Origin of the sequence: Lysinibacillus sp. YS11 (assembly GCF_002896375.1) — a bacterium.
GTDB classification, from domain to species: domain Bacteria; phylum Bacillota; class Bacilli; order Bacillales_A; family Planococcaceae; genus Lysinibacillus; species Lysinibacillus capsici.
Genome location: NZ_CP026007.1, coordinates 2,584,444 through 2,605,859 on the forward strand (window position 1 = coordinate 2,584,444; position 21,416 = coordinate 2,605,859).

Consider the following 21,416-nt stretch of genomic DNA (forward strand, 5'->3'; position numbering starts at 1 on the left):
AAAAATTGCTAAGATTTAACTTTTATTATAGAGTAAACAACCCTGCCATAAAATAGTAATAATCAACTAGATTCCCTTTTACGATGCTGCTAAAATTCATATTTTAGTAAATACTTATACATTCCTCCTTCCCTTTTTACTGAGAAACTATGCATAGGTTATGATAATTAAATGATGGTGGCTTATTTTGTAGATTTTGTGTTAGCTCCTTTTTCTCATGCTGCTAAACGGCCTATGGACTTAGGTGAGTGACCTTCTCCTTACTGGGAGCGGGCTCTCCCCGTATTTGATGGTTCCTATAAAAAGCTGGTTATCCACCACCGAACCTCAGCTATATAATCCCCCTTTCTATTAAGACGTTAGGAACCATGAAAAAGTTGAGGTTTTTTCATTATTTTTCCTGCTATAAAGCTTCGAAGGCCGTTAGGGCATCTTCAATATGTGGGGGTGGGTTCCATATATAGCTAGGAGCATTGGTTGTAATGAATAAAAAAGATTTCCCTTCTTTCTCGATTATGGTCGCCAGACACAGTCCTGCTTCTGGGGTATAGCCTGTTTTTCCACCTATTATCGGACTGTCTAGACCCGGTAATTTTGTAAATAATGAGTTTGTGATGATTAATTGATTGGGAACATAGGTTGTGTAGTTTTTTGAGGTAAATATTTGATAAAAGGTAGGATTTTCTAATGCATATCGCAGAAGCTTGCTGATATCCCGCACGGTGGATACATGTGCCTCATCATGTAGGCCACTGGTATTAACAAAATGTGTGTCATGCATGCCTAATTCTTGCGCCTTGTTATTCATCAACGTGACAAATTTGTCCTCACTGCCAGCGACAGCATCTGCAAGTGTTCCTGTTGCATCGGCACCTGAGGCAAGGAGTGTACCATACAATAAATCCTCCATCGTGACAAAATCTCCTGCTTGAAAGCCTGCCATCGAAGCATTTTGTGCCGTATAGTTCGCAATCGTTTGGGGCTCTACAATGGTTTGAGTTTGTAAATTATCTGTCATCTCTATGGCAACGATGGCTGTCATGATCTTTGTTAAAGATGCAGGATAAATAATAGCATCCGCATTTTTTTCGTATAATACATCGCCCTGTTCATTGAGTAACAAAGCATTTTGACTATGTAATGATGGCAGTTCTAGATGCGTGAATTCATATGTTCTGCTTGTATAATAAAATAAGAAAACCATGATACAAATACAGCCTACTAACATCCACTTTTTCATAAAAAACGCCTCCTACACATTATAAGAGGCGGCATTTCTGAATATTCCTTGAGAAAAATGGGATGCGCTCAAATATTTTCACAGGTAAAAATCATCATCGAAATTTGAACTAATTCTTGTAATCTCTTTATTTGTTAATTTGAACATTACATCTTGAGAAACCTCTAACTTGAGCGTCTCTTCTTTGCTTAGACTTGCATAGACGCCGCGTAAAATACGACCAGTTAAGCCATGCGAGACAACAATCACTTTTGAAAGTGGTTGAATCGTTTCAAGCAAAGCAGTTAATCTGCTTACAACGGCTTCATAGGTTTCCCCATCTGGTGCACGAAAATACCAATTGAAGGCATCTGTGTTCGTTAACAAGGCAGGCCATTGTTGCTGTATTTCCGCCATGGTTAATCCAGCCCATTGTCCCACAGCAACCTCTGTTAAACGTGAATCCTGCCTCACCTTGTTGCTATCATAGCCCAGTGTTTCACAAAGTATGGCTGTGCTTTGCATGGCTCTTCCCATTGGACTTGATAGGATGGTCCATTCATCTGCATCGCCAATGAGTGATTTCAGCATGCGCGCATTTTGCTGAACCTGCTCCCGACCACGCTCAGTGAGTGGTGAATCAAGCTGTCCTTGATATCTCCCTTGTGTATTATAATTCGTCTCACCATGGCGAAGTAAGTAGATCATTTGCTCCATTTTATATCCCCCATTCTGCTCCCCCTGTTAAAGTATTATTGCTGTTAAACTAACACCAGCACATAAACAAAGCTAAGAAACAAGCATAAAGGACTATACCATTTTGAATCATTTTGAGCAAATGTGGAATGCTTAATCGTTTTAAAAATACCAACATACTTAAAATCACCAATTGCTCGTAGCAAAAATACTAGCGCACAAACGATACTTCCTACTTTTGAAAAAATAGAGGCTTGAAAAAATGGCATGAAGCCTCCTTGAACAAGGATGATACCACTTGCTAGCATCAACAGCATTGCAACAAAGAGCGTTCCCCATTTTCTCGGCGTAAAAACCGCTTGTTGGCTGCCTTCTTTCATAGGAATAACAGCTTCTGTACCCCATCGACCACCAAAGGCCCAATAAATATGTAGGATACTCATGAGCCCTAATAGTCCCACTGCGACAATTGATAAAATAAACATGTTCTACCTCCTCTTCACATTTACATACGCTACCGTATGTTCTAGCGTTAAATATAGTCCCTCAAAGCCCATGTTAGCTCTGAGAGACCTTCTTACTGTATTAACAGCTTAATCATTTTTTCAAGATCGAAATGAGGATTGGCTTCAAATCGTGTCGTCCAGCCTATATAGGTTAAATAAGCTAATCTTGCACGATCAGTGGATTCGTCTATACTGATACCACTTTTTTGATAGAGTGTCGCCACACAGGCTATTCGCTGCTCCTCTATTTGAACGATACGCTTTGCGACATCTGAATCATATTTGGCCCAAGCATAAATGCCTATCTCCATCTTTTTATTTTTGTGAAAACTTATCCGTAAAAGCTGCTCTAAAGTAGCATCAACTTGCTCCATATTTTGAATAATGGCCTTTGTTGCGTGGTTTTCCCAATAGTCTAGCATGGCATCTAAAAGTTGTTGACGATCACGAAAATAATGATAAAAGCTACCTTTACTAATGTTTAACGATCGAGCAAGTGCTTCAATACGAACTTTATGAATCCCCGCTTCTGCTAATTGCTCTAGACCCGCTCTAATCCAATCCTCTTTCGTTACTTGCATAATTGCCCTCCAAAAAATACGTTAGCGTATGTTTTGTCTTATATTACCACTTTATACATCACTCATCAACTTTTATCGTTTTTATGGCGTACATTAATATGATTATTCACTGTAACATGAACTGTTACTAGTCGTGGTAAAATACATGCACACACTAAAATAAACACTAATAGCTTTTTCATGAATTTACTCCTTGTCTTAAAAAGTATTGTCAAACAACTTTTCTGCAATGCCCTGTAAAATATCCTGCTCCTCAAATGTCATGAGTTCTTCTCTCGAGATTGTTGCCTGTTGAATCAATCGGTTTGATTGGATCGTCACTAGTTTTTCAAACAAGTTTCGAATATAACGACCATTCGAGAAATTAGGGATGGTTTCAATTGGTATATGACGTAGCTGTGTTTTCATATGTTGGGCAAATGCTTCGCCAAATTGATAATCGTTCGTTTGACAAAGCATCGCAAAAATATCATAGAGTTCATCCGTGCTAAAATTATCAAATTGAACAAAATGATTAAAGCGAGATTTAAAGCCTGGATTAGATTGTAAAAAATCTTCTATTAGCTCTGTATAGCCCGCAACGATAATTACTAAGTCATCACGTAGATCCTCCATAGCCTTTAATAAACTATCAATAGCTTCCTTCCCAAATGCATCCTGTTTATCATTCATTAATGAATAGGCTTCATCAATAAAAAGTACCCCGCCCTTTGCTTTGTTAACGACTTCCTGAACCTTTAACGCTGTTTGTCCAACATAGCCAGCGACTAACCCTGCACGATCTGTTTCCACAAAATGCCCACTTGAAAGGACGCCAAGATGCTTGTAGATTTGGCCAATAATGCGTGCCACTGTTGTTTTACCTGTGCCTGGATTGCCCGAGAAGACAAGGTGATACGTAATAGGAAAGCTTGTTAAACCATGATCCACCCGCAGACTTTGAATTTTAATAAAGTTTATTAAATTATGTAATTCCTTCTTTGCATTCGGAAGACCTACAAGACTATCTAATTGTTTTTGTAGCTTGGCAATCTCTTGCTCGACTTCAGGTGTAATGCGTAACCGCTCATCGTTAATAAATTCACCACTATAGATAATTTTGCCTTCTTCATTATAATAATCACCTCGTCCATGTTTTTTGCCTTGAACGAGGTCACCAATATAGGAAGCTTGCCCATTGGTATAATAGAGCGTTCCTTGCCCTGTCATCATATCCTCTTTAAATTGCCCTTCCGCTTCTAAAATTCCATTCCTAGAATATACTTTGCCTTTACCATGCTTTAGGTCCTCAAAGAAATGACCTTCATAGTGGAGATTAGTTACACCACGTGCAAGCTCCTCAGCTGTTGGTGATTCCGTAGGATAATATAGCTTCCCAGCCCCTTGCATATGATGCCAAATAAAATCGCCCTCATATTGTAAAAATCCATTTGGATAGTATTGCTTGCCTTTTCCCTTTTTCATGCCATGGACAAAGTCACCCTCATACTGTGGTTGATTTAAATGTGGATACTGTGCTCGTAGCGTTTGATAAGGGCGAATTACTTCTTCTTCATAATATAAAACACCATAGCCATCCATTAAATCATTGCGAAAATGACCTTCATAATGGATATGACCATCCTTATATAAAATGCCATGACCCTGTTTTTTATTTTGTATGAATTCACCCTGATAAATGAGTTGTCCTTTCAAATACATAATGCCATTGCCTTGCTTCATATGATTGACGAATTCACCCTCGAATAATAATTCTCCCTCTTGATCAAATAGCGTGCCTTTGCCGTCATAAATATCATGACCGAAATCATTCTTCTTGACGCCACCTCGATACATGATGATTCCACTTGGATAAAATAGTTCTTTTTCTTCATGATTATGTGTCATTTAATTGCCTTCCTTCATCATTTCAGTATATGCTCAATTATAGCGTGGAAAAGAATACATATGTGTGAATTTTTAGAATTTAAGGAGACGAGCATGAAAAAAGATACAAACTACTTCTAGGCATTTTACTACCACTACTTATTCTGTATATCTCGACAATGCTGTTAACACGAGACACTGATTTTACAACAGAGGTAACAGAACGTCTCGAAATGGAGGAAATTCATGAGATTGAAATTATTCGTTCCTCAGATGAAAAAACAGTAACGATTACTGACGCAGCAGAAATCAATCAAATTATGCAGCCATTCAAGGACCTACCTTTAAAAAAGGTGTGGTTTTCGAATTCTGATTCTCATGAAGCATACTGGCTAACACTCTCAATTAATGACAACAGGGAAATTGGCTTGCGTTTAGATGATGACAAGCATTTATTCGTGTATTTATATGAGGAAAATTACATGAAAGATTATAAGCTCACTAAGGATATCGATATGACATTTATCAAACAATTGTTTCAGTAAGCGTAAAAACCCGTGCATGTATACACGGGTTTTTATATGTAACGATAATTTTGCTGCATAGCTTGTAAGGTCTCAATGATCTCTTCTCTCAGTTCAATTGGCTCTAATACCTCCATATCGGCTCCTTGACTTAACAACCACTCTTTCACGCCATATTCTAACACTTCTGCCTCAAAAACATATTCATGATTGTTTTGTGAAACTAGGTGGGCTGTTGGGAAACGATTGTAGACTATTTGAGGAGAACGGCCTTTATAGAGAAGACGGATATGAGTAAGGTCATTAGTGTCCTCTACTTGTAATGGATGTACAGATGGAAATTCAAAATGGATAGTCATTTCACGAAAATGCTGAATACGATCCATTCTGTAAACAGTTGGGGTTTCTTGATTATTTCCTATTAAATAAAAATAATGTGTTGAAAAGATAACAGCGAGCGGCTTTAAAATTTTTGTAGTTGGAATCGCTTCACCCTCCTGTAAATAATCAATTGTAATGACCTTTCTCTTTTGTATGGCTGTTGAAATTCCCCATATCAAGGACAATAATGACTTGTTTTGATGGATATCTTCATATACAATTTTTTCATTTAATAACAGTTGATCGTCTGCTACACGTGAGAGAAGTTGATTAACGATCTCACCGATATCCGATTTTACGAGTGCTTTTGAGGCAATCAGTATTTTAACGATGACTAGTACCTGTTCTTTAGATAAACGATTGTTTTTTTTATGCATTAATTTATACACTTTTTCTGTACGTACATATTGTAAATGGTAATCTAGCTTAGCCTTTTCCAGATACGTACGAATTTCATCGATATCCCGTTGTATGGTTTTTTCACCAACCTGATGTGTCAATGCTTCTTGCTTCTTGTTGATTCCTTGGCCATCCATCAATCGATCAAACATCGATAGTACGCGATAGCCTTTGCCTTGTTGTGAATCTACCATATATCCCACTCTTTCTTCTATCATGCCCAGCTTGCAGTATATTGGCCATAAATAGCCCTTCTACTGATTGCGCCCAGATTTTTTGCGAGTTGCTCAAAAAGCTTTCTCTTCAAAATCTGTGACCTCCGCTTGGGCTTTTATCTTGATTCAGTTGGTGTTTTGACACCCACTCCATTTGTGCATTCATCTCATTATCTATAAACTGAATCAAGATAAAACTTCTACTTTATTGGTATAATTTGTACTATACGCATCCTATAATAAATCACCATTCAAGCAGCACAATAGACTGTATTTTTGACATAATTAACTAAAATTTTACAGCATTTTAGATGAATGTGTCACTTTTTAACCATTGAAAAAGGACTTCCATTGAATGAAAGTCCTTGTACTCTTTTATTTGAATTTTACAGCTGTTCCATATACCAATACTTCGGATGTACCATCCATGACAGATGAAGTAGCATAACGAACGCCTACAACTGCATCTGCACCTAATTGTTTGGCTTCCTCTACCATTGCCTCTGTGGCAATTTCACGAGAGCGCACAAGCATCTCCGCATACTCCTTCATTTCTCCACCGACAATATTGCGAAGACCTGCTATCATGTCACGACCAATATTTCTAGATTGAACAGAATTCCCTTTCACTAGCCCTAATGTTTCCATGATATCTTTTCCTGCCACCATGTCTGATGTAGCTAATAGCATCATGATGCCTCCCCGTTCTGTAGTTTTTGTATGGCTTTCACAGCCTCTTCAATAGAAGATGTAATCACGCCATTGCGTTTAATTAACCCCACAACAAATAAATTACGATAAACAAACTGATTCTCTAGCCCATCTCGGATCAGTGCCTCTATTTTTTGCATATTGTCCCGCCCTTGCTGACGAACATCTGTTAGCACCCCAACAATGGGACGATTCAGCATCGAAAACGCACCTATCTCTGCGGCAACGCCTGAATCAATTTCCACCCCATCTAATACAGCTATCAGAACATCGCTATCTTGTAGCATCTCTAAATCTGCTTGGGCAATCGCTAAACTATCTGCATAGGCAGATTTATCATTGATGGCCTCATTCTCCTGAGGTACATATAATGCGATGCCTGGTACTGCCTCGCGAATAGCTGCTGCCAATTGTTCATTTACAAAACGATCGCCTAACGAAAATAACCCATTTGCTAAATATGCTTTCATGTATAAAACTCCTTAATCAATTGTTTTTTCAAATATAATTTTATGTCTGCCTTTTTCATCAATAAATGTTGATAGTATATCGAAACCATGCTTGAGGTTGGTAATGAGCATGGCTTTGAATGTATTTCTTCCGTATGTACGAACTTTGTGAAAGCCTAAAGTCTTGATATGCTCATGCTGTTGTTTCATTAATTGACTTGCAATTCCCTGACCGCGATGTGCTACATGAACGCCACCCAACCAACTATAAAAAATATCATCTGGTTGTGGGTAGCCTAGTTTAAAGCCGATCAATGTGTCACCTTCCACTGCCAATATGCAAAGAAGGCCTTCTTTCTTTTCTAGCTTTTCGAGTGGCAAATTTGCTCCATCAAAAACGTGAGCGTGGATTTCTTGTAATTGTTCAAGCCAAGCATAGGGTATGCCTTCAATCGTCACAATATGCATATTCATCACCTCTGTCTGTCATTATAGCAGTTCTATAGCCTGAAGAAAAAGGTAGGCATCTGCTCCAAAAGCAATTATTATCACTGCATAAAAGTAACTATTTTCCATCTAAGCTATTTTCGACACCCACCAAATTCAGTATACTTGACCAAAATACAAAACAATAGCTAGGAGGAAATTCGATTGACACCATTTACTAGTTGGTTAACGAATTCATTGCGCCCCTATTTCGGCCTACATACTTTAGAAGCACATTGGGAAACGATTCCGATTCGAGAGGATTATTTTATTTGCCTTGAAGGCGATCTCATTAAAAAAAGAATTTTCGTGAATGAGCATAGCTACCAAGAAGCGGATGTCGACATTTTAACACGTAATCGTGAAGTCATTGTCCCTCAAACTGCGCGTGGAAAAGAAAAGAAATTGAATTATACCAATATCTCCGCTGTGAAAGCTGCAGGCGTTGTTTTTTCTGTTGGTCTAGGTAATGAAAACCACCCATCTAGCTATATCACAGCTCGTAACACTAAAACATATTACCAGCTACCATTAACAGGCTTTGAGCATTTAACGACTAAGTCGGCTCTCTTGAATTGGTTAGAGCAATTTCCCTCCCAGCTTCCTGCTGATTACTCAGACAAGCTAGAAAAGCTAACCAAGATGAAAAGTCTACGCTATAAGACTGTGCCAGGTGATATTTTTCGTGTAGAAATCGATTTATTTGTAGATGGCTATGTGCTTGTCATTGGCGATTTACGTCAAATGCAAAAGGATCATCTTTTTGGAGAAGATAGTATTTGGCATAATGTAATGACAATGCCATTGTTTGTACGGCCCTATTTGTTGACAACGACAGAGCGCCCGCCTTCTCTTGAGGAAATCATATCTGCTCCATTGGCCCCTCAAACCCATATTGTGATGGATGACCATTTTATGCGAGGATGCTATGAAAAGATAGGCCATAAAATGTTAACAGAATCCGATATTGTATTTCCAATGGGCTATGGCGTGACACTAAACTATGGGAAAGAGCCTCGATATCGTCTATCCTGGGGGACAGGAACAATTAGTAAACCTGCACCTTCCACCTCCTATCAAACAGCTAGCCGTTTTACCAATCATGGTGTCTATGCAGGCGTTGCCAGTGATTGGTTGAAGCAAGAGGAAGGAATTGTAACAGAGTCGCTAGATCATCCACACTTCCGCGAAGATCGTCAGCGGGCACTCGCTGAATTTAGTTTTCCAGATGATATCTCCTACGATGACTTTAATCGCCAAACGGGTGGATTGACCCGCACCCAATATATTCATTACCTCAATAAAACCTATCATCGTACACACAAAAAATAGAGGGAGCTTCTAGATGCTCCCCCTCCACTTTTTCATCGATGGTTGATTTCATCCAATAATTACTTATAATATAGAGATATCATTAACCAACTTCCATCACTAGAGGTGCATTTTGTATGTATTTTGGCATTATTCCACTGATTCTTTTCATCGTTTTTCTTATTTCTTACTTTAAAGACCCAAGAAAAATGATCAACGGACTATTATTTAATCTATTTGTCTGTTCATTTCTGCTATTCTGCGTCATTCTATCTTTAGCATCTGACCATTACTTTTTAAGGCTTATTGTCATTATTCCACTGATTGCTCTTTTCATTTTAATTCCTTTTGGTATTGTTGCTTTAATGTTTGGTTTATTTTTAAATGCGAGAGTATTAATGAAGCGAGAAGGTAGACGTTTAGCCAATTCCTTAACATTACTTGTGGCGATTGGCATTTTACTTTTTATCCTATTACCGATTATCAATCCAGCGAGTTTGTTTTCAGTCCACCTCCAGCCCATTTTTGGTGGAATTTCACTCATTACGTTTTATTTTTTTATCCATTTATCCAATTTTTTATCTGCTTATTTTCTCTACCAATTCAATCGCCCTCGATTGAATCAAGATTTTATTATTGTACTAGGCAGTGGATTAATTAATGATAAGGTGCCTCCACTTTTAGCTAGTAGAATTCAAAAGGCAATTGACTTCTATCATAAGCAAGCAGCAGTGACTACTCCACCTACCATTATTTTCTCTGGTGGACAAGGTCCTGATGAAAATCTACCCGAAGCTGAAGCGATGCAACGATATGCAATAGAAAAAGGCATTCCCATTGAGCATACACTTCAGGAGAACCGCTCTGTGAATACCTATCAAAATATGTTATTTTCTAAGCAGCTCATGGATGATCGGAAACAGGGTGAGGCCTATAACAGTATTTTCACCACGAATAATTTCCATCTTTTTCGTGCGGGTATTTATGCAAGACTTGCGGGCTTAGATAGTCAGGGCATTGGCTCTAAGACAGCTTTTTATTATTGGCCAAATGCGATGATTCGTGAATATGTAGCGATTGTTGTAATGGCACGAAAACGACATATGAAAATGATTGGACCTATTGTAATCATTTCGATTGCGCTATCTCTATTCAGCTTTTTCTTTGTATAGGTTCTAAGAAATGGATTCGTACACTTTTTATAGAAAGTGTTACGAATCCTTTTTGATGCTATCATACCCAAAATTTCTTCAGCTGTTGTTCATATAATGTCTCATAGTAAAGTTTTCGAGGATAGCGTTGTTCTTGTAATACCTGATAGAGAATGGATTGACCTTCCTCATAGCGAATCCCCTCATCACAATTATCAAATAGTTTTCGTGTCAGCTGTCTTACTAGGTGAACATCTTTTGTGTTCACTCTCCAGCCAAATTGAATTAAATCCAGCTGATCGAGCGGATCTCGATAAGTATCAAGTACCACACAGACATGTGGTTGCTGCTTATTCGCAAATACTAAAACATGTCCTGTATGAATGGATTGACCAAAATAACGTTCGTAAATCTCTGCTATCGGTACTTGGATTTCAAGCACATCCATGATCGTCTGTAAAGTTGGATGTGCTATATAGTCATCACTTGTCTCATCTGGATATTCAACCAACTCCATGATGGAAGCCATCATCCAAAAATCATAGGTCATTTCCAATCACTCCATTTATTTTTATTGTGGCAAACGGTTAATCGCTTGTTCCACCGTCTGAATAAGATAGGCTAAGTTGGACTGCCATTCTGGCCAACTCTTGGACTCTTGCCATAATTCTACAATCTCTCTACTACCATGTTGATCAGGTACTTCATCTCTAATGTCCTGTAGATACCGCAATATAAATGTCAAAGAGCTTTCATCTACTACCCATTGTATTTGTCTATCCTTACTTTCTTGACCATAAATGGTTCCCGTATTCAGATATTGACTATAAAGCTCTGCCAAAGCCAAGGCACTCATATCGTAGAAAAAATCTATATCCTCCAATGTTTTACCAAAAAAGCCTTGCTGTTTCATGGCCTGTACAATTTCCGATAAAGTTAGCTGATTGGATTCCTTATGCTGTTCCATATACTCCCGCAAAAACGCCACTACATCTAAACCTTCATCACTTTCCAATGCTTTGTATCCCCAAGCCCCCATCTCACTGCACCTCTCTTTCTTATTCTAGTAAAGCTCTGGTAAAAGTAAAATCTGCACATTATTAGTGCATGACCATGGCAGCTGTTCATTATAGTAGCCGCTCTTAAAATTCCTTTGCTATAGCAATAATCCTCAGCTTTATAGGTAGGAGCCAAAGTAAAACTTCATCTTTTCCTGTGAATAGCCATCCTGTCCTCTCCAAGTCGCCATTGACATAAAATCAGTTCCACGTCCACGCTCCTTGCGATAATCATCCTTTGATACTAGTAGTCCCGCATAACCCCAGATTTCCATGACCACATCTCGTTCATGTTGATTGGACTTGAAAACATCTTTCCAGCGCTTTTCAAGCTGTCTAGCTGCATCTGTGTCGTTACAGGATTCTATTGCTGCTACCATCTGTTTTAAGATGGCTACGTCATCCTCACTTACATTCAATGCTTCTTGTTCTTTCACTAGGCATTCTAAGTCTAGTAAACAATAGATGAGCCAATTGAGGCGAACTCCTCCCCACTTGATGCGTTCAAAATTAAGCACATTTAAATCTTCATTGACATACGTATCATTGGACATGATTTTCTGCTCATTACAGTAGCCACAGCCACTATAGGAGACCAATGCCACAGGTTGTTCATCATACGTATGCATTGGTAAATCATGCGTAAGAGCCCAGCTCGATAAGGCACTGCGTAAATGTACTTTGCGCGTCGATAAGCTATGCAAAAATGCCTTTACCACAAGCTCCTTTGTTAAGAATTTCTCATGAAGCTGTTGCAATCTTTGTACACATTCATCATGGGAAATCGTTAATCGATCAAACATCAAGCCCTTACTTTTAGCATATTGAAAATCTTCTTCTGTATAGGTATAAACACCTGAACGCCATCCACCAGATTGCCAATAGGTTTGCATTAATATTTTCCTTGCTTTTTGGTCCATTACTCTCTCCTCGCTAGCTAGCACTTTAATTTTTCTTGTAAGGCTAGTGCCATCTCTTTCCATGGTCGCTTCCAATCGGAACTCGCTATCTCTTCCTCTGTTAGTGCTAGCCAATATTCTCCTTCCATTAGCTCAAACATGTCTATCATGGTAATAGGGGCACAAACTGGATTAGCTAATGCTGCGAGCATAGGCTCGGGGCCATCATCCCAGTTATAGCTATTGACAATGGCATGTAAAATAACAGCTGATGATACCTTGCTTATGCGCTGGCACATTGTATTGAGAGAATCCTCGTATAAAATGGCATCAGCTTGCTGTTGTTCTTGTGCATTCAAAGTTAGACGGATTGCACCTGGTGTATCTACCAATATATCAGCGATTCTTGCATGCTCCCTTGCCGCAAACCAAGCTGTAGCGGTAATCCCCTCTGGCTCAGATAAATTTACACCCTTTGCAAGTAGTAAAGAAATCACTTCTTTCTGCTTAAACTTTACCGCTTTTTTCAGTGCTGTATCACCAAGCTTATCTCGTGCCTCCAAGTCTATATGCTGTGCCAAAAGAAGCTTGATTCCTTCATGTGGCATTCGATTTGTTATAAAAAGCATCAATGGTGTTCTCCCACGTGCATCTCGCTCATTTACATCTAATTTAGTAAGGGCCTCCCGAACGACCTCTAAATCCTTGGATTTACTCACTTCCGTCCATTCCATTCGTCTACCCCCTTCAGGAATCCATCCATTGCAGTAATTTCTCAAGTTCATCCCTTATTGGTGCTGATTCTTGCTTTAGTCGCTGAGCAAGCTTCTTGGAACTACCGAATATTCGATATAAAACAAATGGACGCTGATAATCTGCTTTCTTTTCAAGTTCTTGTCCGAGTGCCACGAGCAAATCTAAATCCATGATGTCAATGTTCTTTATTGGCTTAGCTGATTCACTTGCACCAAGTAAAATAGCTACAAACACAGGCATCATCTCTACTGATAAGCCATGTGCTTCAAGAAAGGCTTCCGCATAAGCATCTTGCACGGATTGATGCTCTGTATCAACGAGTAACATATATCGTTGAACAAGTGGAAAATAATCCTTGCTATAAAGTCCTAATCCAAAAACCGCATAGGTGCTGGGCATAGCTGATTTTTCACTCGGCTCAACATCCTGATACCAAGCAAATTCCTCCATAGCAAGCTGGGCATAGTCCGCTAATAAAGGGAAAAGATTTGGATATTGTAGGCAATTGGCGAAAAATTGATGAAGCTTTGATTTAGCTAACTTTTTAATAGGAAGATAATTTTTCGCTTTACTCTTTAAAGTCAGCTTATAGCCCTTTGGAAAACCTTCTTGTAGCAGTTGAATGATATAGTAAAGGGCTTCACGATAAGCGTTTTCCTCTTCTACCATCACTCGTATATCAATCGTTTGTAAAATATCATTTGCCTGTCCTTCGAATACATCCCGCTTTCTTATACTTTCAAAACGACCGCTTCCTTTTTCCAAATAATTAGCTGCCTGCAGCGAGCCAAGCTGCTTCGCAAGTTCCAAGTATTCTAATCGACTGGCTGGCTCTTTTTGACCAATCTTCAACGCGACATAAAGAAAGAAATCTAGTTTTTCCTTCTCTAGTTGTTGTACCGAGTCCTCTGTTTTCAATACCCACTCTTTCCTATAATCGCCTGCTTGTTCAAAATAGTGCGTTAAAAAATGCTCCTCTGCCCACTGCTTAAAGGCCATTGTATAATAATAAATCCATTTGTCTAAACGTTCTTTATTCGCCCGATGCTTTTCTTGAAGCCGATGAATAAGTGGTTCGACTTCCTCAGCTGTTTGATGGAAAAAATGTGGATTGACCAAATGCTTCGCAAGGAAAAATTCATCATTGTCACTTGGTCTTACTGGTAGCTCTGCCATCACCTTTGTTTCTATAAAGCTTGCCAGCACTTGTTTCGTTGACGCTAGTTTACGATTATTCAACAGCTCCTTTTGATAATGAAGCACCGTTTTATCATGTTCAAATTCCAGCACAACCTCAAAGCAGTAATCAAAAAATCGGGGACCGTATTGCTCAGATTGAAATACTTCCTCTGTTTTAGTACATAAAGCACTAAAAAGCTCTTCAATATGCTGGACATCTGTAAATTCTTGTATGTATGAACCCGCTTCCACCTTATAGGAGCTATCACTCCAACTAAATGGCTCATAAACATCTATAAAGATTGTGCCATTAGGACTTTTTCCTTTTTTCCAGGCAACTTTCAAATATTGAAGGATGCCTGCTTGTAACCTACTTTGCTCTTTCAGCCCTGTTATTCGTTTACTCTCTTGTTGATAAACAGCCGTGATTTGCTCCCACACAGCCGCTAGAAAATGCTCTACACACTGCTTCACTGTACATCCTCCCTTTCTATTGTTAGAGAAAAATCTCCCGCTAAAGCCTTAGCGAGAGATCCATCTTATCCGATTGTTTTCACAACCGCTCCTTCTTGATTTTTAATATGTGTCTTCAAAATTTGAAAACTTACACCAGCTAAAGAAGAAATAGTGAATTGACTTTCTTGCGGTATCAGCCTCTGACTTAATTCTTCTACCGCTGCCTTGTTCAATGTGATCGTATTCTCTTGACCATTCTCTGAATAGCCTATTTGAGGGCCTGCTTTAAATATTATCGTTATTTGTTGACCGACTAAGGTAAGATCTTTATCTTTCAGAATACGTCCACGTAATAATTTACTAATGACAGCTGCTTGCTTTGCTCCAAGTTGAACAACATTAGACGGTTTGTTAAACCAGCTCTTTTTTTCTACTTCCCAAGCAAGTTGATCTACGAAAAGAAACCCCGTATTAGAGCCATCTTCCTCCATTCCTCGCACAACTGCCTCGGCAACTTCAGGATTTTGTAGGAGAGAAGTTCTTGTTAAATCCGTAGTATAGCTTGGTATTTGCTTCATGCCAGCCTGTAGTACACCAAGTGTATTCCATGTCTGCATCGCTTCTAACTCATCCTCTGAAATACCGACCATTTGGATAAACTCCATCTTGCCATTTGGTGTATCGATTTCAGCAAGCTCTGGATCATGTGTAAAGGCTAGTGCCGTTAATTGTGTGTCGGCATCGAGGCAAATCGGACCATTTGCATCCAAATAATCTCCCGCTCTAAATACATTACCACTATTAAACACATATCTGCCCATATTCTGTAGTAAATTCAATGCCCAAGCAGGTGGCTCGTCCTCATCTAGTTGACGTACTAGTCGAAATGTTAATTCAAATCCATATCCACTATAGTCCTTGTTTTCAAATTCCTTTTCATATAGTTCCGAGAAGCCATATGTAACAAAATGCCAATGCGGAATGGATGTTTCGCTTTTATAAACACTAATTCCATCTAAAGGATCTTGTCCTCCCAGTGAATAGGGAATCAAAGTTCCATAATGCTTTGGCTCCTGCTCACCATATACCTGTGCTAATGCCTGATCAATCGCATCCCAGCCAACTGCTGCTATTTCATCACTCATTTCCATATCCTCCTTGCTGATATCACTCGTAGAACGTACGTATCTATTATTTATGATAGCAATTTTATGGTGACTCTTTTAACAGGAATAGGACTCATTTTCCAGTTTCCAGCAACTAGGTTTATTGACATTCTATATGGGGTAAATATGACTAATATTGATGACGCCTTAGCGTAATTGCGTTCATTTTTTTCGAGCTTGCTCGAAAAGTATCGGGACACCATTGAATCAAAAAATACAATTTGTACATTTATCGCACCACTGATAAAGAAGGGTGTTTTTCGCTGAAAGATAAAAAGACAATCCTCTTACAAAATAGAAGATTGTCGCATGAGTGTCTATTTTACTATTTAAACGTCAGGTAGTGCATCTTAACCATATAGCATAGCTGGCTCACGAACCGTTTGTAAATAATCTGCCAATTTCCCTGCAAATACTTTCTCTAAATACGGTAATTGCGCTAGGCAATGAGGCGTCATTAATGCTGGGTTTTGATATATTTTTAGCCCTCCCACCTTTAGTAGCGTCGCTACAAACTGGGAACAAAAATAAGCACGCTCACGTCTCACTTCCTTTTGCATCACCACACCAAAAAGTCCGATAAAATTATATTTATAGCGATCTCGATTCCAGTACATATAACGGACAATTTTCATCATGTCTAAATATTGATAATGTGATATACGACAGCGATAAATAACACAATCCGCACACTCAAATAGCCCTCTTTCTGCATCCTCTCGTAAAAAGCCCCCACTTAACGGATTGTTCAATTGCCTTCGACCAAAGCTATACATTTCAAATAGCCCCTCATCAAAGGCTATGGATGCATGATTCATCTCCTTGCCCGTATACATGCCGATCGCTTTTGATAATAACGTCCCTGTTTTGGTTAATACTATGTAAATCGTATGTGCCATATCTTCACCTACTTAATATTCTCTCTCCTACTACCAATACGTTTTAAATCTTCAAATGGTTTCGTGAATTTCCTTTTTTTATAATTATACACAGCGAATCTTAAATATTTCCTAGTAGAACCTGAAGATTTTCTTAAGATTTAATAGGCTGGAAGTATTTTTAGAATTGGTTATGACGATGAAAGGATGTTGATTTTTTTACTACCTTTATTTATATGAGCTTAATTGTAGTGTTATGTGTGAAGGGGTCGTGAAAATTTTTTCTAAGGCACGGAATCTATTTGTCCTTTTTATTAAAAGACGCTACTCAATATTGAGTAGCGTTCACTGAGTAATCATGCATTTAAATCCGTTATGGCTGGGACATTAATTTCTTTTACACAGGAGACTGCTGATAGATTAATTACACATTGCACAAGAGAGACAATATCTTGTACGGGGATTCGTGTACCTTCATATAAATGAATGGCTTTTTCCGCTCCTTCTTCATAGGGTACTTCTGCTGCCAGTTCACCAGGATTAATGCATGTGACAGAAATTTTATCTTTCCTTAAATGTTCACGCAGTGCATTTGTAATGCCCCTTACGCCGAATTTAGATGTGACAAATGAAACTTGTGCATTGTTTGTGTGATCTAAGCCTGCTGTAGATCCAATTAAAATAACCTTTCCCTGCTTCGCTTGTCTTAAGTTGGGTAAAAGTGCCTGAATATATGTAATAGTAGAAGTTAGATTGATATTGATTAATTTCGAAATATCCTCTACTTCATCCTTATCAAATGTATAATCATCTTCAAAACCATGCTTTTCCCATACACCCACATTATAAATTAATACATCGAGCGGAATGCCTTGTAACACTTCTTTTAAAGTGGAAATTTGTTGTTGACTAGACAGATCAATGGATAGCCAGTGACGATTTACTCCATCATTTAGCTCTAAACTATTGGGTCTCGTTCGTGCTACCATCCATACTGTATCTCCTTTGACAGGTAACCCCTTAACAAATGCATCTCCCAATCCTTGGCTAGCTCCAAAGATAATAAAATTCCTACTCATATTACCATCCTTTCTCATGACAAAATGTAATGAAAACCTGTAGCTTGTTGCCGATTAATATATTCTTAAGTGAAAGGAATTTCTGCCTTTCAAAATTATCGCTACTAACTGAAAAGAATGAATAACTTTCACCTTATTTGATCTTAACGTATTTAATGCTATTAATCTCTTTTTATCACTTGAACTTGCCACTGCAAATTATTGTGAAGAGAACCTAAAGTAGTTGCAGTTACACAGCCTTCTGCAAATAAACCAACAATAATTATTTCTTTAATACCAGTAGCATTTATAAATCTAGTTAGCTCTGGGTTACTTTATATTTGTTATTCATTACCAATAGAATTTATCTGTTTAAACATGCTATCATTTTGTGGATATTGGTTAAAGCAGGTGAAAGATGAAAAGAAAGCTTATTTATACAATAATGTTCGTTTTATTCTGTTTCGTTTTTTTAATGAATCTCATTTCTGTCTCTGCAAGTGGCTTTGATGATATAAAAAAACTGCCGAATCAAATGCAACAAGAAGTACAGGATCTAACAAAAAGAAATATTATTAAGGGAACAACACCGACAACTTTTTCCCCAAACACGACGATTACTCGTGGTCAAGTTGTCGTAATGATGGGACGATATATCGAACAGAACGGCATAGCGAAGGTTGATAAAAATTGGGAGGAAATGGATCGTTTTATGGATATGCCCCTTCGTGTGAAGGATCGTGAATTGCTAAAGTATTCAACTTTACTTTACGATAATGGCATCTTTAAAGGAGAAAATGGACGCCTAAATCCATATAATCACATGACACGAGAACAAATGGCACTAACGTTAAACCGACTTATGGTATTAGCCCGAAACTATTCATTGATTGACTATGCCTATGATTTGCAAAGTGATGTAGTGGATATACAGAAAGCAAATAAAGAAGCTAGACCCTATATAGAGGCACTTAATGCTTTAGGCATTTCCAATGTAGATACTTTCAATCCCAAAAACAGTGTGACACGTGTGCAGTTTGCTTCTTTTTTATCAAGAACAATCAAATTAATTGAGCGCAATCACCATGTTATTCATTTTGAAAAAACAGCTGAAGAGCTAGGATTTCAAAAAATTTCAAATGTAACAACGATCAATAAATCCCATTTACATGTGTCCTTTTCTAATTCTCTTCTTCATATTTATGCACGCTATGATGGAAACTTTGCCATCGACGAAGAAGTGCTAATTGACGGGACTAGCCTTTTTGGTCGTCCTCACGAATCACGATTACAGCTAAGAAATCAATTTATGCAATCAAATGCTTTCTCCATTGTAAAAAAATACATTCCAGGTCAACATGGATATATCAATATGAACCTTTTCTTAATGCATAGTTTTACAGATGCGCATTACAAATTATTAGATACAGGAAAAGAATATGGATCAGAAGCAGGATATTTAGATAAACAAGGTATATCTATGTATTTCATAAACAGTGATTCTGGCATAATAGAGCATACAATCAATGGAAATGTATTATCTATGAAAAATGAAGAAATTATAAGAACACCCAAGACGGTGCATTACCGATATTATTTCGACTATCAAGGTGTGATGGTATCTGATACAGATGCCATGAATCATATCGGTGATAAGCGTTACACAGTAACAAATAATGGAGATGTTCTATTGGAAGGAAAAGTACTAAAAGATCGCACATTTTATTATTTACCTATCATTCGGCCGGTACCTTTCCATACCTATAATGATGATTTCGGTGGATTTACGTATACCGATGATGTGACATTGCAACAAATTTTAGCATTCCACAAAACGGACGGACAAAAATCAAGTATTCCCAGACAATACATGCATCCAAAGGTGCTAGTGATTGATGGGAAGAAAAATATATATGGTTCAATTAATCTACGGGATGCAACGTTCGGGACTTTCGAAGAGATTAAAAATTATTAATATTCTTATAAATAAAGAAGCCATCTGGTGTTGTTTTTTCAGCATCAGATGGCTTCTTCGTTTACAGTTTATTCATTGTCCCAAATCGGATAATATGACTCGTAGATTGGGTAGCTATAATAAGGTGGTCTTACGCCAATGGTTGGTGTTAACCAGGTGTCATTCAAATAATGGATCTCAAGTGTAGACGCTTCATTTTCTAATAATCGCGTAACTTCTGGGAAAAATTCAACCTCCATTTTCAGTCCTCCTGTTTCCTTCACTGCTTGTTTGGATGTTTAACACAAAAAGCTAAACTTTCATAGTATATGTGGAAAAGGAGGGATTGGTTATTACTAATCCGAATGACAAGGACTATCGTGAATTATTAGCACAAATCCACTTTTATCAAAAGTGGTTTGAGGACAATAAAAAGGAAGATCCATACCCGCAATATCCTGTCTATGGGAAGATTACGCAATATAAAGAAGTGCCACTTACTCAACCTGAACAAAGACAATTACGCCAACCGGGATTGGAAAGCTTAATGGTTCCTAAGCCCATCATAGAAAATCCTCATTATAAAGGGAGTGGTAAATTAAAGGGAAAAGTTGCGCTTATTACTGGGGGTGATAGCGGGATGGGTGCAGCTGCTGCCATTGCCTTTGCGAAAGAAGAGGCCGATGTGGCCATTGCTTATCTAGATGAGCATGAAGATGCGCTAAGAACGAAAAAAAGAGTTGAAGAATTAGGACAAAAATGTCTGCTGCTTCCTGGAGATCTTCGCTTTAAAAAACAATGTGTAGACATTGTTTCCGAAACGATGAACACTTTTGGTCAATTGGATATTTTATGTAACCATGTTGGGATTCAATTTCAGCAAAATGAGCTGACAGACATCACGGATGAACAGTTTGATGAAACCTTTAAATTAAATGTATATGCTCACTTCTATACGACAAAAGCCGCTCTCCCTTATTTACGAGCAGGAAGCTCCATTATTGGCACTGCCTCCGTTGTGGCTTATGCAGGAGAACCTTTACTCATCGATTATTCTGCTACAAAGGCGGCTATCGTAGGCTGGACTCGTTCCCTAGCTAAAAGCGTTGCCAAAAAACAGATTCGTGTCAACGCGATAGCCCCTGGCCGTATTTGGACACCACTTATTCCTTCTAGCTTTTCCTCTGATGAAAACGCCTTACATGGAACTAATTTATTTAACCGAATGGCTCAGCCCTTTGAAGTCGCCCCTACTTTTGTCTATTTAGCATCAGATGATTCGAGGCATGTTACAGGGCAAGTCTTGCATGTAGATGGTGGCGAATCAACCAATTCATAATCGACATTATATTTAAAATATGTACTAAAAATTTTCTATTAAATGAAAATATAAATTCATCCATAGCAGACAAGGAAAATCCACCTTTTTTATCCATGATGCCTAGGATTATACCTATAATAAAAGCTTTACACCCTTATTTCAATTACTTTTCAATTTACTTACAGTGGTAATGTTT

23 protein-coding genes and 1 pseudogene are annotated in these 21,416 nt (G+C 38.2%); 5 read left to right on the plus strand and 19 right to left on the minus strand.

The genetic code is table 11. The features are described from left to right. Positions 1 to 403: 403 nt before the first annotated feature. From LBYS11_RS12825 to LBYS11_RS12845, 5 genes are all read right to left on the minus strand, one after another. Complete coding sequence (locus LBYS11_RS12825) at positions 404 to 1,240, minus strand: D-alanyl-D-alanine carboxypeptidase family protein (protein ID WP_103118288.1); 837 nt, start codon at positions 1,238 to 1,240, stop codon at positions 404 to 406. A gap of 78 nt (positions 1,241 to 1,318) precedes the next feature. Beyond that, on the minus strand, positions 1,319 to 1,936 hold the full coding sequence (locus tag LBYS11_RS12830) for a histidine phosphatase family protein (protein WP_103118289.1): 618 nt from the start codon (positions 1,934 to 1,936) through the stop codon (positions 1,319 to 1,321). 44 nt (positions 1,937 to 1,980) lie between these two features. Next, positions 1,981 to 2,400 (minus strand): DUF3995 domain-containing protein, encoded by a 420-nt coding sequence (locus LBYS11_RS12835; RefSeq protein ID WP_103118290.1) that lies wholly within the window; start codon positions 2,398 to 2,400, stop codon positions 1,981 to 1,983. A gap of 92 nt (positions 2,401 to 2,492) precedes the next feature. Further along, complete coding sequence (locus LBYS11_RS12840; protein ID WP_103118291.1) at positions 2,493 to 3,002, minus strand: TetR/AcrR family transcriptional regulator; 510 nt, start codon at positions 3,000 to 3,002, stop codon at positions 2,493 to 2,495. 198 nt (positions 3,003 to 3,200) lie between these two features. Continuing rightward, complete coding sequence (locus LBYS11_RS12845; RefSeq protein ID WP_103118292.1) at positions 3,201 to 4,889, minus strand: AAA family ATPase; 1,689 nt, start codon at positions 4,887 to 4,889, stop codon at positions 3,201 to 3,203. A 158-nt stretch (positions 4,890 to 5,047) separates the two neighbouring features. Between LBYS11_RS12845 and LBYS11_RS12850 the strand changes: the two genes are divergently transcribed. Beyond that, positions 5,048 to 5,413: a DUF5301 domain-containing protein gene (locus LBYS11_RS12850; protein WP_233731998.1), complete on the plus strand. Its 366-nt coding sequence runs from the start codon at positions 5,048 to 5,050 to the stop codon at positions 5,411 to 5,413. Positions 5,414 to 5,445: 32 nt separating this feature from the next. Here the strand turns inward: LBYS11_RS12850 and LBYS11_RS12855 are convergent, their stop codons facing one another. From LBYS11_RS12855 to LBYS11_RS12870, 4 genes are all read right to left on the minus strand, one after another. After that, positions 5,446 to 6,390: a helix-turn-helix transcriptional regulator gene (locus tag LBYS11_RS12855; RefSeq protein WP_233732001.1), complete on the minus strand. Its 945-nt coding sequence runs from the start codon at positions 6,388 to 6,390 to the stop codon at positions 5,446 to 5,448. A 372-nt stretch (positions 6,391 to 6,762) separates the two neighbouring features. Next, on the minus strand, positions 6,763 to 7,077 hold the full coding sequence (locus LBYS11_RS12860) for a YbjQ family protein (protein WP_004225046.1): 315 nt from the start codon (positions 7,075 to 7,077) through the stop codon (positions 6,763 to 6,765). Continuing rightward, the gene (locus LBYS11_RS12865; RefSeq protein ID WP_103118295.1) at positions 7,077 to 7,568 is read right to left on the minus strand and encodes a nucleoside 2-deoxyribosyltransferase; all 492 of its coding nucleotides are present in this window, start codon (positions 7,566 to 7,568) and stop codon (positions 7,077 to 7,079) included. The genes LBYS11_RS12860 and LBYS11_RS12865 overlap by 1 nt, the downstream gene beginning before the upstream one ends. Before the next feature lie 12 nt (positions 7,569 to 7,580). Beyond that, positions 7,581 to 8,021 (minus strand): GNAT family N-acetyltransferase, encoded by a 441-nt coding sequence (locus tag LBYS11_RS12870; RefSeq protein ID WP_233732011.1) that lies wholly within the window; start codon positions 8,019 to 8,021, stop codon positions 7,581 to 7,583. 177 nt (positions 8,022 to 8,198) lie between these two features. Between LBYS11_RS12870 and LBYS11_RS12875 the strand changes: the two genes are divergently transcribed. Continuing rightward, entirely contained in the window at positions 8,199 to 9,365 is a 1,167-nt protein-coding gene (locus LBYS11_RS12875; RefSeq protein ID WP_103118296.1) for an immunity 26/phosphotriesterase HocA family protein, read from the plus strand. Between the two features lie 116 nt (positions 9,366 to 9,481). Beyond that, positions 9,482 to 10,516 carry a YdcF family protein gene (locus tag LBYS11_RS12880; protein ID WP_048392508.1) on the plus strand — a complete coding sequence of 345 codons (1,035 nt, stop codon included), beginning with the start codon at positions 9,482 to 9,484 and terminating at the stop codon, positions 10,514 to 10,516. Positions 10,517 to 10,577: 61 nt separating this feature from the next. On the opposite strand, the gene LBYS11_RS12885 is transcribed toward LBYS11_RS12880, so the two are convergent. The 9 genes and pseudogenes from LBYS11_RS12885 to LBYS11_RS24135 form a co-directional block, all read right to left on the minus strand. Then, positions 10,578 to 11,045, minus strand: a complete 468-nt coding sequence (locus LBYS11_RS12885) for a hypothetical protein (RefSeq protein WP_103118297.1) — start codon at positions 11,043 to 11,045, stop codon at positions 10,578 to 10,580. A gap of 21 nt (positions 11,046 to 11,066) precedes the next feature. Beyond that, positions 11,067 to 11,534: a DUF4259 domain-containing protein gene (locus LBYS11_RS12890; protein WP_103118298.1), complete on the minus strand. Its 468-nt coding sequence runs from the start codon at positions 11,532 to 11,534 to the stop codon at positions 11,067 to 11,069. Between the two features lie 138 nt (positions 11,535 to 11,672). Beyond that, the gene (locus tag LBYS11_RS12895; RefSeq protein ID WP_103118299.1) at positions 11,673 to 12,473 is read right to left on the minus strand and encodes a hypothetical protein; all 801 of its coding nucleotides are present in this window, start codon (positions 12,471 to 12,473) and stop codon (positions 11,673 to 11,675) included. 17 nt (positions 12,474 to 12,490) lie between these two features. Continuing rightward, positions 12,491 to 13,186, minus strand: coding sequence for a DUF4274 domain-containing protein (locus LBYS11_RS12900; protein WP_103118300.1), 696 nt, complete (start codon positions 13,184 to 13,186; stop codon positions 12,491 to 12,493). A gap of 13 nt (positions 13,187 to 13,199) precedes the next feature. Then, positions 13,200 to 14,861 carry a DUF6138 family protein gene (locus tag LBYS11_RS12905; protein WP_103118301.1) on the minus strand — a complete coding sequence of 554 codons (1,662 nt, stop codon included), beginning with the start codon at positions 14,859 to 14,861 and terminating at the stop codon, positions 13,200 to 13,202. A gap of 65 nt (positions 14,862 to 14,926) precedes the next feature. Next, the gene (locus LBYS11_RS12910; RefSeq protein WP_103118302.1) at positions 14,927 to 15,988 is read right to left on the minus strand and encodes a suppressor of fused domain protein; all 1,062 of its coding nucleotides are present in this window, start codon (positions 15,986 to 15,988) and stop codon (positions 14,927 to 14,929) included. 371 nt (positions 15,989 to 16,359) lie between these two features. Next, a complete protein-coding gene (locus LBYS11_RS12915) occupies positions 16,360 to 16,908 on the minus strand; it encodes a hypothetical protein (protein ID WP_036076496.1) in 549 nt (182 codons plus the stop codon). 335 nt (positions 16,909 to 17,243) lie between these two features. Further along, positions 17,244 to 17,966: an SDR family NAD(P)-dependent oxidoreductase gene (locus LBYS11_RS12920; protein WP_103118303.1), complete on the minus strand. Its 723-nt coding sequence runs from the start codon at positions 17,964 to 17,966 to the stop codon at positions 17,244 to 17,246. Positions 17,967 to 18,127: 161 nt separating this feature from the next. Then, positions 18,128 to 18,265, minus strand: a pseudogene (locus tag LBYS11_RS24135) (hypothetical protein); the annotation flags it as partial. 155 nt (positions 18,266 to 18,420) lie between these two features. On the opposite strand from LBYS11_RS24135, the gene LBYS11_RS12930 reads away from it, so the two are divergent. Beyond that, positions 18,421 to 19,920, plus strand: coding sequence for an S-layer homology domain-containing protein (locus LBYS11_RS12930; protein ID WP_255409670.1), 1,500 nt, complete (start codon positions 18,421 to 18,423; stop codon positions 19,918 to 19,920). A 68-nt stretch (positions 19,921 to 19,988) separates the two neighbouring features. On the opposite strand, the gene LBYS11_RS23285 is transcribed toward LBYS11_RS12930, so the two are convergent. Continuing rightward, on the minus strand, positions 19,989 to 20,159 hold the full coding sequence (locus LBYS11_RS23285) for a hypothetical protein (protein WP_167444824.1): 171 nt from the start codon (positions 20,157 to 20,159) through the stop codon (positions 19,989 to 19,991). Positions 20,160 to 20,251: 92 nt separating this feature from the next. Between LBYS11_RS23285 and LBYS11_RS12935 the strand changes: the two genes are divergently transcribed. Then, complete coding sequence (locus LBYS11_RS12935) at positions 20,252 to 21,238, plus strand: SDR family oxidoreductase (RefSeq protein ID WP_036076497.1); 987 nt, start codon at positions 20,252 to 20,254, stop codon at positions 21,236 to 21,238. Positions 21,239 to 21,416 lie beyond the last annotated feature (178 nt).

Excerpts from the sequence above, each read along its gene's own strand:
- LBYS11_RS12825 (WP_103118288.1), bottom strand. The coding sequence starts at position 1,240 with ATGAAAAAGTGGATGTTAGTAGGCTGTATTTGTATCATGGTTTTCTTA.
- LBYS11_RS12830 (WP_103118289.1), bottom strand. The coding sequence starts at position 1,936 with ATGGAGCAAATGATCTACTTACTTCGCCATGGTGAGACGAATTATAAT.
- LBYS11_RS12835 (WP_103118290.1), bottom strand. The coding sequence starts at position 2,400 with ATGTTTATTTTATCAATTGTCGCAGTGGGACTATTAGGGCTCATGAGT.
- LBYS11_RS12840 (WP_103118291.1), bottom strand. The coding sequence starts at position 3,002 with ATGCAAGTAACGAAAGAGGATTGGATTAGAGCGGGTCTAGAGCAATTA.
- LBYS11_RS12845 (WP_103118292.1), bottom strand. The coding sequence starts at position 4,889 with ATGACACATAATCATGAAGAAAAAGAACTATTTTATCCAAGTGGAATC.
- LBYS11_RS12850 (WP_233731998.1), top strand. The coding sequence starts at position 5,048 with ATGCTGTTAACACGAGACACTGATTTTACAACAGAGGTAACAGAACGT.
- LBYS11_RS12855 (WP_233732001.1), bottom strand. The coding sequence starts at position 6,390 with ATGATAGAAGAAAGAGTGGGATATATGGTAGATTCACAACAAGGCAAA.
- LBYS11_RS12860 (WP_004225046.1), bottom strand. The coding sequence starts at position 7,077 with ATGCTATTAGCTACATCAGACATGGTGGCAGGAAAAGATATCATGGAA.
- LBYS11_RS12865 (WP_103118295.1), bottom strand. The coding sequence starts at position 7,568 with ATGAAAGCATATTTAGCAAATGGGTTATTTTCGTTAGGCGATCGTTTT.
- LBYS11_RS12870 (WP_233732011.1), bottom strand. The coding sequence starts at position 8,021 with ATGAATATGCATATTGTGACGATTGAAGGCATACCCTATGCTTGGCTT.
- LBYS11_RS12880 (WP_048392508.1), top strand. The coding sequence starts at position 9,482 with ATGTATTTTGGCATTATTCCACTGATTCTTTTCATCGTTTTTCTTATT.
- LBYS11_RS12885 (WP_103118297.1), bottom strand. The coding sequence starts at position 11,045 with ATGACCTATGATTTTTGGATGATGGCTTCCATCATGGAGTTGGTTGAA.
- LBYS11_RS12890 (WP_103118298.1), bottom strand. The coding sequence starts at position 11,534 with ATGGGGGCTTGGGGATACAAAGCATTGGAAAGTGATGAAGGTTTAGAT.
- LBYS11_RS12895 (WP_103118299.1), bottom strand. The coding sequence starts at position 12,473 with ATGGACCAAAAAGCAAGGAAAATATTAATGCAAACCTATTGGCAATCT.
- LBYS11_RS12900 (WP_103118300.1), bottom strand. The coding sequence starts at position 13,186 with ATGGAATGGACGGAAGTGAGTAAATCCAAGGATTTAGAGGTCGTTCGG.
- LBYS11_RS12910 (WP_103118302.1), bottom strand. The coding sequence starts at position 15,988 with ATGAGTGATGAAATAGCAGCAGTTGGCTGGGATGCGATTGATCAGGCA.
- LBYS11_RS12915 (WP_036076496.1), bottom strand. The coding sequence starts at position 16,908 with ATGGCACATACGATTTACATAGTATTAACCAAAACAGGGACGTTATTA.
- LBYS11_RS12920 (WP_103118303.1), bottom strand. The coding sequence starts at position 17,966 with ATGAGTAGGAATTTTATTATCTTTGGAGCTAGCCAAGGATTGGGAGAT.
- LBYS11_RS12930 (WP_255409670.1), top strand. The coding sequence starts at position 18,421 with ATGAATCTCATTTCTGTCTCTGCAAGTGGCTTTGATGATATAAAAAAA.
- LBYS11_RS23285 (WP_167444824.1), bottom strand. The coding sequence starts at position 20,159 with ATGGAGGTTGAATTTTTCCCAGAAGTTACGCGATTATTAGAAAATGAA.